The organism is Caulobacter sp. GW821-FHT09B11, assembly GCF_059418205.1.
Genome location: NZ_JBWKPK010000001.1, coordinates 196,783 through 209,795, shown reverse-complemented (window position 1 = coordinate 209,795; position 13,013 = coordinate 196,783). Strand labels below are relative to the sequence as shown.

The window sequence follows — 13,013 nt, the reverse complement described above, 5'->3', positions numbered from 1 at the left end:
ACGGATGAAGCGTGGCGTTCGCCTCGCGGCTTTGGCCCTGTCCCTGGGCGCGGCCCTGTTGGCGGCGGCCTCGACCGCGAATGTCGTCGCGCCGGTCGGCAGGGTAGGGCCGTTCCTCACTGGAGCGGCGCGCACCCAGGTCGAGGCGACGGCCCTGGCTGTTCGCGACAACGCCCCGCTGCCGGTGCTCCTGGGCGACGATCCCGGGGAGGCGCCGGCTGAAACACGGCTCCTGGAGGGCGGGGTCGAGGACGTGTTCTATGGCGCGCCGGATGCTGATCCGTCTCACAAGGCGGCCGTCGCCCAGGCCCTGAAGCTCTTCGCCCACCGGCTGGACGTGACGCGCGATATCGCCCTCGGAGACAGGGTGCGGCTGTTGATCCGCCGGCGGCCGGACGGCGCCGTCGAACTCGACTACGCCGAGCTTAATGGCGCCTCGGCTCGGTTTCGGCTCTATCGCGAGGATGGCGACGACGGACGCCGGCCGACCTATCTGGACGAGACCGGCGTTCCTCTGGATCGCCTGCTGTTGCGAACGCCGCTGCGGATTTCCAGGGTCACCTCGGCGTTCGGGCCGCGTCTGCATCCGCTGCTGGGGTATGGGCGAATGCATCGAGGCGTCGATTTCGGCGCCAGGCCGGGCACGCCGGTGCTGGCGGCCGGCGACGGAGTGGTCGCCGCGGCGGGCTGGGCCGGCGGCTATGGTCGACGCCTGGTCCTGCGCCATGCCGGCGGGGCGGAGACATTGTACGCCCACCTGTCCGCCCTGGCGCCCGCCGCCAGCCCGGGCGCCGTGGTCTCTCAGGGACAGGTGGTAGGATGGACCGGGGCCACGGGCCAGGTGACCGGACCGCATCTCCACTATGAGGTGCGGCTGCGGGGCGTCGCCGTCGATCCCGCCTCGGCGGCGGCGGTCGGTCCGGTGATCGACCCCGCGCGGCGGCAGGCCTTCGACGTCCGCAAGCAGGCGGTGGCCCGGCTTCTCGCCGCGTGCGAGGCCGTCGCCGCCGAGCTGTGCGTTCTGTCCTGACGATGCTTTTCGACGCCTGACCGACTAATCGGCCCCGGCGTCTCGTCATGCCTCTTGCCCGTAACCCAGGCGCTCGATCCACGGCCGCAGGATCGGCTCCACCGGAGCCAGGTGACGCCTGTAGTTCCGGAAGCGGAAGCGCGAGCGGTCGTACAGCTTCTCGGTGACCTGGGCGTAGCTGGCGGTCCGGGCGGGGCGGCGGTTCTCGTGGAAGGCCAAGCTGACCGGATCGTAGGGCTCGCCGATGAAGTCGAATAGGCGACGCACCTCGTGCTCCTGGTCGGCCACCATGTCCTCGTAGCGCACGGCCAGGTAGCGCATGGGCAGCACCGAGCGATAGTGCTCGACGAGATCGGCCGTCAGGGCGAAGTGCCGGGCCGCGCTGTCCAGCGTCGAGGCGCAGTGGAAGCCGTGGCTCAGGCCGTTGGAGAACACCGACAGCACCACGTCCATGGGATGGCGCACCAGGTGGATGACCGGCGAGCGCGGGAAGAGCAGATGGATGAGGCCCAGATGCGTCTCGTTCAACGGCATCTTGTCGGTGAACCAGGTCGCGCCGGACCCGACCGCGCCCAGGCGCTCGGCTTCGTTGAGGTAGTGGTCCCGCAGGGTGTCGATCGTGCTCGCGCGATCACCGCTCCACAGTTCGCTGAGCGCCTGGGGATACGCCCCCTGGCTGCCCAGCAGGCCGCCCAGGCGTTCGGCGATCTGGGCGATGACGGGCAGTTCGTCTCCGGCCGAGATGGCTGAGTGGGTGGCCAGGGTCTGTTCGACGAGGGTGGTTCCCGACCTTGGGAATCCGACCACGAAGATGGGCTGGGGAGCATCGGTCCGCACCGCGGCGCGCGGCAGCAAGGGCGTGCGGCCCGCCGTGAAGAACGCCTTCAGCGCGACCGCCTGGCGAGAAGCTGCGTCGGCGGCGTAGGCATGGCCGGTGACCTCGCCCGCACGCTGCTTGAAGGCGGTGAAGGCCGCGAACGCCTCGTCGTGACGGCCCAGGGCGTCCAGGTTCTGGCCGCGCTCCTTGTGCACGAGCGCCTCGAAGGGCCGATGATCGACGGAGGGCGGGATCTGGTCGAGCACGGCCAGGGCGCCGGCGAAGTCCTTGCGCCGGCGCAGCACGGCGGCTTGGCCCACCGCAATGCGTCCGTCGCTCGGGGCGACGGCGGCGGCGCGCGCCAGCAGGGCGTCGGCCTCGTCCAGCCGACCGGCGGCTTCTTCCATGTCCGACCAGGCGATCAGCAGGTCGGCGGTCCCCGCGCCGGCCACATCGAACGCTTGGGCATAGAGTTCGCGGGCCTCTTCGAAGCGTCCCTGTCCGCGCACGGCGGCGGCCAGGGCGCCCAGTGTCTCGAGATCTGCCGGACCGCCCAGTTCAAGGGCCCGTCGCAGGTGGTGCTCGGCGCTCGCCGGCTGACTCAGGCCGCCGAAGACGAGGCCCATGGTCGCTTGAGCCGGATGGGCGTCCGGCGCCAGGCGCAGCAGCACCCGGGCGTGCGGCGCGGCCTCGTTCATGGCGCCCTTGGCGTGGAAGAACAGGGCGGCGTTGGCTCTCGTCATGGCGTCGTCGGGATGCAGCGTCGCCATGCGCCGGACCAGGACCTCGGCGGCGACGATCCGACCCGTGTCCTTGCAGACGTTGTAGAGGCCGCCCAAGGCGTCGCGATGCCCGGGCGCCAAATGCAGCGCGGCGTGGGCGAAGTGCTCGGCCAAGGTGAGTTCGCCGTCGCCATAGGCCTGGGCCATTTGGCCAAGGAGGGCGGCGAACTCCGGATCCATCGAGGTCCGGGCGGCCGTCGCCAAGTCGAGCGAGCAGCAGAGGCGGTCGGCCAGGCCTGAGCCGCAATCGCAGCCCGACGGCGCGGGGGCGACAGCGACGAGCGGAGGATCGGCTTCCAGCAGAGACATGGCGTAGCTTCCAGTGACCGATGAGGGCGCTCGCCGTTCGTGAAGACCGATCGATAGGGCGGCAATGAGCCTAAGCACAGTCGCAAGACCATGCCGTGAAGCCTCAGTGCTCGCGTCCCGTTCGCCAGAAGGTCTGGAGCAGCGGCTCGGCGAGATAGGTGAGGGCCGTTCGTTTGCGCAGGGGGATCAGCACCTCCACCGGGAGGCCGGCCTGAAGGCCCGATCGGCCGCCTCGCACCTTGCGGATCTTGTCCAGCTCCTGCGGCGGGGCGGCGACCTCGGCCCGGAAATAGGAGGCGCCGCTCTTTTCGTCGGTGAAGCTGTCGGCGGACAGTTCGGTCAGGGCGCCGTTCAGCAGGGGCAGGTCGCGCTCATGCAACGACGTGAAGCGGATCTGGGTCTTCTGCCCGGGTCTCAGGTCGTCGGCGTCGTTGGGCGAGATCCTGGCCTGGATGACCAGGCGCCGGTCCTGCGGCACGATCTCCATCAGGGTCTGGCCGGAGGCGGCCACTCCGCCGACGGTGAAGACGTTCAGCCCCACCACCTTGCCGCTGGACGGGGCCCGGACCGTGGCCCGGGCCAGTTGCTCACGGGCGGCCAGCACCTTGGGCTGCAGATCGTCCAGCCGGACCTGGACGTCGCGCAGCTGGCCGGAGACCTCTTCCATCATCTGCCGCTCCAGCGACAGGGCCTGCAGGCGGGTCTCGCCGACAGCCTCGCTGGAGCGGGCGATCTGGGCGCGATAGCTGCCGTCCTCGCCGGTCAGGGAGGCGGCGCTGCGTTGCAGGGCCAGGACGCGGGTCTTGGGCGCGTAGCCCTTGGCCGCCAGCTCCTGCACACCCCGCAGTTCCTCCCCGATCAGCCTCTGCTGCTCGCGATTGGCCTCCAGCTGGCGCTCGGCGCCGCTGGCCTGCTGGTCGAGTTGCAGGACCCGCTGGTCGAGCACGCCGCGCTGGGTCTGCAGCGAGTTGCGGCGAGCCTGGAACTGGCGGCGTTGCAGGCGCAGGGCGTCCTCGGCCAGGGACCTGTCCTCGGGCGACAGGGAGGCGAACTCGGGCGGGGCGATCACGCCGGGCAGGCGGTCCCGTTCGGCGACCAGGCGGGCGCGCTGCGCCAGCAGCGTGAGGACCTCGCTGGTCATGCCCCGCTCGCTGGCGCGCAGTTCGGAGGCGGACAGTTCGACCAGCACCTGGCCCATGACCACCTGCTGGCCTTCGACCACGCGGATGGCGGTGACGACCCCGCCCTCGCGGGTCTGGACCGCCTGGCGGTTGCCCGCCACCGCGATCACGCCCTGGGCGTAGGCCCCCGCGTCCAGGGGAGCCAGCGCCGCCCAGCCGAGGAAGCCGACAAAGAACAGGCAGGCCGCGCCGCCCCCGACGCGAATGGCCCAGGCAGGATCGTCCGACAGGCGCGGTGGAACCTGCTCGACGCTTTCGTCGGAAAGCGCGTCCGGGTCCTGCGCCGGGGGGCGGGGCGTACGGCGGGTCATGGCGCGGCCTGCAGGGCGGTCGTGGCGGAGGCGGACTTGCCGGACGCCTGGACGTTCATCTGGGCGACGTTCTTGGCTGGAGACGCCATCCTGGCGGCGACGTCGGCCCGCGGGCCCAGCATGTCGAGCTGGCCCTCGCGCAGCACCAGCAGGCGGTCGGCGATGTTGAGGATGCCGGTCCGGTGCGCGACGATCAGGATCGCGGCGTTGCGCGCCTTGGCGGCCAGGACGGCGCGGTTCAGGGCCGCTTCGCCCTCGGCGTCGAGGGCCGAGTTGGGTTCGTCCAGCACGAGCAGCGGCGGCTCGCCATAGAGGGCCCGCGCCAGGGCCACGCGCTGGGCCTGGCCGGCCGAGAGCCCGCGCCCGCCCGCGGCCAGCACGGTGTCGTAGCCCCTGGGCAGACGCAGGATGAGTTCGTGCACGCCCGCCGCCCGGGCCGCCGCCATGACCTGGGCGTCGACGATCGCCGGATCGGTCCCGGCCCATGCCGCGAAGCGCGAGATGTTGTCCCTGATCGACCCGGCCAGCAGGCCGGAGTCCTGAGGCACGTAGCCGATGTGGCGGCCGAGGCGGTCGCCGTCCCAGTCGGCCAGATTGGCCCCGTCCAGACGCACCGTGCCGGCGTCCGGCTCGATCGCCGCGGCCGCCACCCGCGCCAGGGTAGTCTTGCCCGCCCCGCTGGGACCGATGACGCCCAGGATTTCGCCGGGCGCCAGGCGCAAGGACAGGCCGCGCAGCAGCACGGGGCCTTCACCCGGTGCGCGGACGACCACCTGTTCCAGGGTCAGGATCCCCGTCGGGGCGGGCAGCTGGGTGCCGGATGGCTCCTGGCTGTGCGAGGACGCAAACAGCTTGATCAGATTGTTCAGGGCGCCGCGCGCCTGGCCGACCACGCCCCAGGAGCCGACCAGTTGCTCGATCGGTTGAAGGGCGCGGCTCATCAGCACCGAGGCGGCGATGATCGCCCCGGCCGAGATCTGTCTTTCGACCGCCAGCCACGCGCCCAGCCCCAGGGCGGCCGATTGCAGGAACATCCGGAGGAACTTGGTGGCCGCCGAATAGCCGCCGCCGGCGAACTGGGCCCGGGCCGACAGGTCCAGGCCCCTGCGGCGGTCGGTCAGCTGCCGTTCGCGCAGGGCGCCGCGCATCCCCAGGGACCGCACGACCTCGCCGTTGGCGGCGGCGGCCTCCTGGGAGGCGTAGGCTTGCGCCTGGGCGCCGAAGGCCTCGCGAGTCCGGTTGAGGGTGGCGCGTTCATTCAGCACCGCCAGACCGATCAGCAGTCCGGCCCCGACGATCGTCATGGCCCCCAGCGCGGGATGGATCAGGAAGGCCGCCAGCACGTAGACCGGCGTCCATGGAACGTCGAAGAGGGCCAGGGCGGCCGGACCGGACAGGGTCTGGCGGACGAGGTCGAAGTCGCGCATGCCCTGCTGCGAAGCGCCGGGGATCATGGCGCTCATCAGTCTCTGCAGCACGCCGCCCGCCATCAATCGGTCCAGCCGCAGGCCCGCCAGGACCAGCAGTCGCGAGCGCATCGCCTCGAGGACGGCCAGGACGGCCAGGGCGAAGGCCACGACCAGGGTCAGGTAGAGCAGGGTCAGCCGTCCCTCGGTCGGCACGACCCGGTCGTAGACCTGCATCATGTAGATCGTGGGCGTGAGGAAGAGGACGTTGATCAGGGCGCTGAACACGGCGGCGGCCAGCAGGTGAGGGCGGCAGGCCCTCAGGGCGGCGACCAGCGGCGCGGGCAGGGAAAGCGCCATCGCGAGGCGTCCTCGAAAACGCACGGACCTTGCAAGCGCGGGTCCGGCAAGAGGGGGAGTAGGAAGATCCGAAGCGCCCGGCCGCCGCCCAGGGACGGCGGCCGGGGTCGGATCAGCCCGCTTCGACCAGGCGCAGGCGGGGTGCTAAGGGGCTTGCCTGATTGAGCGCCTGGTCGGGCGCGACCCAACGGGGAGAAACCATGGCCACCGCGATCTCGACCATGGTCTGGGCGAGAGGCGGGGGAAGTTCGGCGGCGCCGTCGGTCCAGCGCCAGGCCTGGCGGCGGCCGTCGGCCTCGTGCACCTCGCAGGCGTGGAAGCCGCGGTCCAGGAGGTCGGACGACAGGTCCACGGCCTGGCCGCCGATCCGCAGCTCGCTCACGGCCACGCCCAGCCGGCGCCGATCCTGGTATTCCGGAGCGGCCAGGGCGGGGACAGAGGCAGGGCTGCGCAACACCAGCCGGCGGGCGGCCGGGGCCAGGAACCAGAAGCGGCCCTCATTGGAGAACGCCGGCGCCAGCGACACGCCGTCGGCCTCGAGGCTGACCTGGGCGTCGCGGTTCAGCGTCCAGCCCAGGGCCTCGGCGCGCGCTTTCAGCTCAGCCCGCAGCGCCTCGATCCGCGGACCCTCGCGCAGCACCGGCGCGCAGGCTTTGTCCCAGTCCTGGGGGTCGAGGCGGCCATAGAGGGCCAGGTGCCCCGGCGCGTTGCCGAACACTTGGCGGTTGCCGTCGTCGAGATAGCTTTCGCAGGGCAGGCCCTCGGCCAGCAGGATGTCGTGGGCGTCGAGCTCGACGTGGAAGTAGCGGACCTGCTCCACGGCCTCCTGAACGATGGTGGCGCCGTTGACCAGCAGGCCGACCGGCGCCAGGGCCCCATCGACATGGACCGAGTGGCCCGGCGACAGGCGCAGGTCGGCCGACGGGAGGCCTTCGCCGAACGCCCCGGCGCGAACCAGGATCGGCTGGACCTCGGCCGGACGCGGGTGGCGGTCGCAACGCACCTGGCGGCTGCCGATCCAGATCGCCGGACGCACGCCGCCGCTGGCGGTGATCATCTCGTCGCCCTCGACCAGATCCTCCACCGCCACCGCGCCCCGCGCGGTCAGCAGGCGGGTTCCCTCCACGAAGCACACCGGCGCGACATAGGCGGTGGCGTCGTTGTCGAAGCTGAGAGGATAGGTCGGGTTGGGCGTGTTGCTGAGAACGATTACCGGATCCGACAGCATGCCGCTGGAGTTTTGCGTCATGAATGGGTTTATACCCAGTACAAGGCCATTTTCGGTTGCGGCGAATATATAGTAGCGAATTCCGCCGAAGTCGATCGAACCGAATTTCGGGAAATAATAGGTGTAATCGACGCCATTATATACGCTGTAACCTGCGGTATAAGCGCTGTTTACCGCCGTTACGGTTTCGTCTGATGCGTTGGAGTTGGTGAGCGTGCTGCTGTCGGTAATCTCCACGGTGCCGGCGGCGGCGTCCGCGGAGCTCGGAGCGCTAAACTGAAGGCGGCTCCCCGCGGCGAAGGTCACGCCGACGAGGCTTTCCAGAACGCCGGGATCGAAGGCGGGCATCGCGTTCTCCTGTGATCTTTAGCGGTTCCACGCCGTTCCGGCGTGGAGTCCTCACGTTGAGGCGACGGTAGGAGCGGATGCCGGGTCTGTCGCTGTGGCTAAACACATCTGGTGCTGCAAAAAGGGTCCCGGCTTGCGCCGGGACCCCCAAGTTGCGGTGGAGCCTGAAGGGGATCAGGCGCCGACCTTGCCGCTGCAGGTCGAGTTGACCACGCCGCTGGCGCCGGTCAGGCCGGTGCCGGCCGTCGCGATGCCCAGGTTGAGCGGGGCGGTCGGGTTCGTGCCGGTGGCGATCGGGATCAGGAACGTGTTCTTGATCGCGGCTTGCCAGACGGCCGGAAGGCCGGCCAGGCCGGCGTTGCCCAGGATGTTGGGGGAGTTGGTGTCGACGATGGCGTCGTCGAACCAGTAGTTCAGGTAGCCGGTCGCGCCGCCGGCCGCGCTGGTGCGCACGACGTCGACATTGCTGGCGGCGTAGCAGGTGTAGCCGATCCAGTTCACCGTGGCGACGATCGGGTAGGCGGTCGCCGGGGTCGGGTTGGCCAGGCCGCCGACGCGGGTCCAGTCGGCCGGGTTGGTGCGCAGGCCCCAGGCGGTCTGCGCCGGGTCATAGGCGCCCGAAGAGCCCGTGGCGGTTTCCGGCGGACGGTTGGCGCTGAACGCGGTGGTCGCGTTGGCGGCGGTCGGGGCGCGGTAGCCGCCGGCGGCGTTCTGCAGGTCGGCGGTGAACAGCGCGTAGGGCAGGCTGTTGTTGGCCGAGTTCGGCAGGGTGTAGTCGGCGCCCAGGTAGCCCAGGCGGCCCTGGGTCAGGCTGCTGCTGGCGGCCGGCGTGGCGGTGAAGCCCAGATAGGCGGCCGAACCGTTGGTGCCGCTGGCGACGGTGAACTTGCCCGAGATCGGCGCGCCGCCGACCGCGTTGCCGATCAGCGTGGCCGGCAGGGTGGAGGTGCCGGCGGCGGTGATGAAGGCGTTGCCGGCCAGCGAGCCGCAGGCGGCCGCGAGGTGGCGCGTGGTCACCTGGGTGGTGCCCGAGCTGTCCGATCGGCCGACCAGTTCGATCGGCACGCTGAAGGCGGCCGGATCGGCAGGATCCTTCAGCGACGTGCCGCCGTTGTCGGCGGTGATGGCCGCGTCGTTCCAGTCGGTGATCTGGCCGTTCAGGATCTTGCAGTAGGTGGCTTGGCTCAGGCGCAGGCCGCCGTTGGCGCGAGCGAAGGCCGCATTGACGGCGAAGCGGTAGGAGGTGACGGCGCCGCTGGCGTCGGCGACCTTCTTGTAGACCGGGTCATAGGCCAGGGCGACCGGGGCCACGGCGACCGGGAACTGGACCAGCTTGCCGTAGAGCGGCTCGGGGATCGCGTATTGGTTGGCGCCCGAGGGGCTGGCCGTCAGGGTCACGCCCTGGATGACGCCGCCGCTGTTGTAGGTGGTGACGTCGGCGTTCGACAGCGCGGTTTCCGACAGGCCGTACTGGACCGACGGGAAGTTCTGCGTGCCGGCGGCCGGATCGACGTCGCCGTAGCGCAGGGCGTCGTGGCTGTAGACGGCGGCGATGCCGGTGCCCGAACCGGTCGACAGGTATTCGACGGTGTTGCTGGTCGACAGGGCGGTCGGGCAGCCCGTGAAGGGCTGGATGTAGGGCGTGTAGGGCGCGCTTGTGTTGATCGGCGTCGGGGGCGTGCCGCGCGCATAGAGCGGGCGATCGACGCCGTAGCAGTCGGCGACCTGGCGATGATAGGGGGCGACCAGCGACGAGCCGCCGCCATGGATCTGGGCCTGGGCGACGCCGCCGAAGGCCGCCATCGCGGCCAGGGTGCTGACGCCCATCATGGCGTGCAGTTTGATAGACATGGGTATGATCCTTTGTCCGTCTGAAATGAGCCCGCAGGCTCGCGATGTCTCGCTCCGTCAATTGTGTGACGAAGTGTAGACTTTGTAGTTTCTGAAAACTTGCAGTCTTGGTGTGCGAGCGTCCATTGTCCGAGAGTTGTTAAGGCTCGCGGTGGTTGTGGTCGCTGGGTGTTTCTATATGTGTGAGTTGTTTTGAGTCAATATTTAGAGTAGTTAGATTTGGGAAATACATTATGTAAATACTGCGACAGTGTATCTGGTCGTATTTATGGATTTGGGGTTGTTGGGCTAGAAACTATATTGATGTTGGTATTTTCACTGTGAAGTTATCAGTCCGAGCGTGATCGCGCGCGCGACGGCGGCGGTCTTGTTGGGTGTGGCGAGCTTGGCGCCGGCCCGCGACAGGTGAAACTGCACGCCCCGCCGGCTGAGCCGCAGTTCGGTCGCGGTCTCCATTTCCGTCAGGCCCTGCGCGGCGAGGCGCAGCACGTGGATCTCCCGGGCGTTGAGACCTCCTTCGGCGGGGAGGGGCGGCGGCAGGGTCGTTCGCGCCGCCACGTGCAGCCGCGCGGCCGTCAGCAGGATGCGGCCGTCGCGGATTTCGCGGCCGACCGGGGGCTGCTCGAGCGGTTCGGGGCCGAAGAAGTTCACGAAGGCGGGGCCGGCGCTCGAGTCCTGGATCGGGGCGATCATGCCGGCCCTGACGCCCCAGGCCTCGAAGGCTCGCGCCAGGGGCTTGGCGGCGGGCGCGGCGAGATCGGCCAGGCTCCAGCAGAAGGGCGTGAAGGCGTCCGCGGCTCTTGTCGCCAGGACGTCGAAGGCCAGGTAGCCGCGTTTGCGATAGAGCGTCTCGTCCAGGCCGCCGCTGGAGACCAGCAGGCATGGCGTCTCGCTGGCGACGCCGTCGCCTTGCGGTCCCGCCGCGTCCTGTCCCGCGCGCGTCAGCTGGTAGCCCAGGTGCATGTACGCCGCGTGGGCGAAGCCGCAGGCGAGGGCCGCTTCGGCCAGGGATGCGCGGAAGGTCGTCAGCGGGTCGAGCGGCGCACCGGTCGCGGCCAGGGCGGGGGCGGCGCTCAACGGACGCCTCCCAGGCCATGGCAGGTCGGATGAACGGGCGTGTCCCCACGAGCCATGCGTCGAACTCCCCAATGGCGACCCGGATGCTGTCGCCGCTCCCCAGAAGACAGGCGGGAAGGCGTGGGCACGACACGGAAGTTCGTGAACCTTTCATGTAGGTCGACCGCGTGAACGAGCGTGTCTTCAGAGCTCGTCGGCGGTGCGCTTTCAAGTAAAGGGCGCGGTCGAAAGCTGACGCAAAAATTTAACAAAACGGCATGTCGCCGGGCGTGCGCCGTCTTTGTCTTAGAACACAAGGGACGCGCCGAGGGGGGATGCGCCAGACCTTTGCCTCGCCTGCTCATTGTCCTCCGTGCACGAACCAGCGGCGCTGGCGGTGTTCGGCGGGCTGGCCGGCGGAGCGGCGGGATCCGGTCGCCACCCTCGCTCTTGAAGCGCGCATGTCCGTACGGGTGGTAGAAGCGATGGCGTACGAAGAAGTCCAGGGTCCGGTTCAGCCAGCAGGTCATGCCGGAACGCCGTCGGCGTCACTGTTCAATACCGCATCCTCGGCCAAGGACCTGGTGCGTCGGGCCGAGTACGGGGTCGCCGCCGCCCTGCCGCGCCGGCTGGTGGACGATGTGCTGGCCGCGGCGCTGGGCGTGCCGACGGAGATCCTGCGCGCCGCGTTCGCGCGCGTTCACGGCGAGTCGATCTATCGCGCGCTGCTGAAGCTGCGCGTCGAGCTGGTCGACCTGGCGCTGGCCTCCGATCCCGACCTTAGCCCCCGGGCCGTCGCCCAGGTCTGCGGCTTCGGCTATTTCGGGCGCTTCCACCAGATCTATCGCCGCAACACCGGCCGCTCCCCCGAGGCGAGTTCGACGCGCGACGTGGCCGACGAGGTCGCACTCCAGCGAGCCCGTACGGCCGTTGCGGCCGCTGTCGCTCGCCTGTTCGAGGGCGTCGAGCCGGTGGTCGTGGCTCCGGCCGAGGCGCGATCGGTCGGAGGGTCCAGCGCCACGGCGTCGGCGTGCCGGTCGTGACCGGGCCGGGAGGCGGGCGCGCCGAGCGGCGGCAGATCCTCTTTCTGCAAGGACCGCCTGGGCGGTTCTTCCGTGACTTGGCGGAAGGCCTGCGGGCGCGGGGGCATGGCGTTCATCGCGTCAATTTCAACGGCGGCGACCGGTTGGACTGGCGGGGAGGGGCGGTCGACTACCGCGGCGGCCCCGGCGGCTGGCCGGGGTTTCTCGCCCGCCTGCTGATCGCCCGCGGCGTCACCGACGTGGTGCTGTTCGGCGACTGCCGGCCGATCCATCGCACCGCGCGGGCGGTGGCCGGAGGCATGGGGCTGGCGATCCACGTCTTCGAGGAAGGCTACATCCGTCCCGATTGGGTCACGCTCGAGCGGGGCGGCGTCAATGGGTTTTCGGCGCTGCCGGACGACCCGCAATGGTATCTCCAGGCCGCGCGCCATCTCGATCCTTGCCCGTCCAGGCCGGCACTGCCGTCGGCGATCGGGCGTCGCGGGCGGGCCAGCATCGCCTACTATCTCGCGACGTTCCTCGCGGGCCTGGCCTATCCCGGCTATCGCACGCACCGGCCCTGGCTGCCCGCGCTCGAGGCGCTGGGCTGGGCGCGCCAGGTCGTGGGTCGCCGCCTGGCCGGGCGGAAGGATCCTGTTCCCGCCCGTTCCTACTTCCTGCTGCCGTTGCAGCTGGACTCCGACTATCAGCTGCGGGCCCATTCCGACTTCGAGGGCATGCAGCCGGCCCTGGCCCAGGTCATCGTGTCGTTCGCCCGCCACGCGCCGCCGGACGTGCAGCTGGTGGTCAAGCGGCACCCCCTCGACAACGGGCTTCGCGACTGGCGCCGGCGCACCCTGGATTTCGCCCGCGCCTTGGCGGTGGCCGATCGGGTCGTCTTCCTGGAGGGCGGCGACATCGACGTCCTGGTCGGGCGGGCCCGCGGGGTGGTGACGGTCAACAGCACGACCGGCGCCCTGGCCCTGGCGAGCGGCGTGCCCGTCGTCACGCTCGGTCGCGCCGTCTACGACATTCCGGGCCTGACCCATCAAGGATCGCTCGACACCTTCTGGCGGGCGACGGAGCGTCCGGACCTGCCGCTGTACGAGGCCTTTCGCCGCGTGCTGGCCGATCGGTGCCTGCTCTGGGGCGGGTTCTACGCCCGCGAGACCCGCACCCTGCTGGTCGAGAGCGCGGCCGACCGCATCCTCGGCGGCGCCCATGCCGCGGCGCCGCGCTCGGACCTGCCCGTCGAGCTTCGCATGATGGCCGCGGAATGATCGGCTCGCTTTCACCCGCGAGGGCGGTCGCC

General features: G+C 70.3%; 9 protein-coding genes. 3 read left to right on the top strand and 6 right to left on the bottom strand.

The genetic code is table 11. The features are described 5' to 3' along the window. The first annotated feature begins 4 nt into the window (after positions 1-4). Positions 5-1,030, top strand: coding sequence for a M23 family metallopeptidase (locus AC07N1_RS00685; protein WP_494670011.1), 1,026 nt, complete (start codon positions 5-7; stop codon positions 1,028-1,030). A 45-nt stretch (positions 1,031-1,075) separates the two neighbouring features. Here the strand turns inward: AC07N1_RS00685 and AC07N1_RS00680 are convergent, their stop codons facing one another. The 6 genes from AC07N1_RS00680 to AC07N1_RS00655 form a co-directional block, all read right to left on the bottom strand. Beyond that, a complete protein-coding gene (locus AC07N1_RS00680) occupies positions 1,076-2,938 on the bottom strand; it encodes a tetratricopeptide repeat-containing sulfotransferase family protein (RefSeq protein ID WP_494670010.1) in 1,863 nt (620 codons plus the stop codon). Positions 2,939-3,041: 103 nt separating this feature from the next. After that, positions 3,042-4,430: an HlyD family type I secretion periplasmic adaptor subunit gene (locus AC07N1_RS00675; RefSeq protein ID WP_494670009.1), complete on the bottom strand. Its 1,389-nt coding sequence runs from the start codon at positions 4,428-4,430 to the stop codon at positions 3,042-3,044. Continuing rightward, positions 4,427-6,196 (bottom strand): type I secretion system permease/ATPase, encoded by a 1,770-nt coding sequence (locus AC07N1_RS00670; RefSeq protein ID WP_494670008.1) that lies wholly within the window; start codon positions 6,194-6,196, stop codon positions 4,427-4,429. The genes AC07N1_RS00675 and AC07N1_RS00670 overlap by 4 nt, the downstream gene beginning before the upstream one ends. Before the next feature lie 112 nt (positions 6,197-6,308). Further along, a complete protein-coding gene (locus AC07N1_RS00665; RefSeq protein ID WP_494670007.1) occupies positions 6,309-7,445 on the bottom strand; it encodes a Hint domain-containing protein in 1,137 nt (378 codons plus the stop codon). A gap of 501 nt (positions 7,446-7,946) precedes the next feature. Continuing rightward, entirely contained in the window at positions 7,947-9,623 is a 1,677-nt protein-coding gene (locus AC07N1_RS00660) for a substrate-binding domain-containing protein (protein WP_494670006.1), read from the bottom strand. Positions 9,624-9,938: 315 nt separating this feature from the next. Continuing rightward, positions 9,939-10,700 (bottom strand): helix-turn-helix transcriptional regulator, encoded by a 762-nt coding sequence (locus tag AC07N1_RS00655; protein ID WP_494670005.1) that lies wholly within the window; start codon positions 10,698-10,700, stop codon positions 9,939-9,941. Positions 10,701-11,164: 464 nt separating this feature from the next. Here AC07N1_RS00655 and AC07N1_RS00650 point away from each other — a divergent pair, with 464 nt between their 5' ends. Then, entirely contained in the window at positions 11,165-11,722 is a 558-nt protein-coding gene (locus tag AC07N1_RS00650) for a helix-turn-helix domain-containing protein (RefSeq protein ID WP_494670004.1), read from the top strand. Further along, positions 11,719-12,981: a capsule polysaccharide biogenesis protein gene (locus tag AC07N1_RS00645; RefSeq protein ID WP_494670003.1), complete on the top strand. Its 1,263-nt coding sequence runs from the start codon at positions 11,719-11,721 to the stop codon at positions 12,979-12,981. The genes AC07N1_RS00650 and AC07N1_RS00645 overlap by 4 nt, the downstream gene beginning before the upstream one ends. Positions 12,982-13,013: the final 32 nt, after the last annotated feature.

Bases quoted from the DNA above. Each gene is read 5' to 3' on its own strand.
- AC07N1_RS00685 (WP_494670011.1), top strand. From the start codon at position 5: ATGAAGCGTGGCGTTCGCCTCGCGGCTTTGGCCCTGTCCCTGGGCGCG.
- AC07N1_RS00680 (WP_494670010.1), bottom strand. From the start codon at position 2,938: ATGTCTCTGCTGGAAGCCGATCCTCCGCTCGTCGCTGTCGCCCCCGCG.
- AC07N1_RS00675 (WP_494670009.1), bottom strand. From the start codon at position 4,430: ATGACCCGCCGTACGCCCCGCCCCCCGGCGCAGGACCCGGACGCGCTT.
- AC07N1_RS00670 (WP_494670008.1), bottom strand. From the start codon at position 6,196: ATGGCGCTTTCCCTGCCCGCGCCGCTGGTCGCCGCCCTGAGGGCCTGC.
- AC07N1_RS00665 (WP_494670007.1), bottom strand. From the start codon at position 7,445: ATGACGCAAAACTCCAGCGGCATGCTGTCGGATCCGGTAATCGTTCTC.
- AC07N1_RS00660 (WP_494670006.1), bottom strand. From the start codon at position 9,623: ATGTCTATCAAACTGCACGCCATGATGGGCGTCAGCACCCTGGCCGCG.
- AC07N1_RS00650 (WP_494670004.1), top strand. From the start codon at position 11,165: ATGGCGTACGAAGAAGTCCAGGGTCCGGTTCAGCCAGCAGGTCATGCC.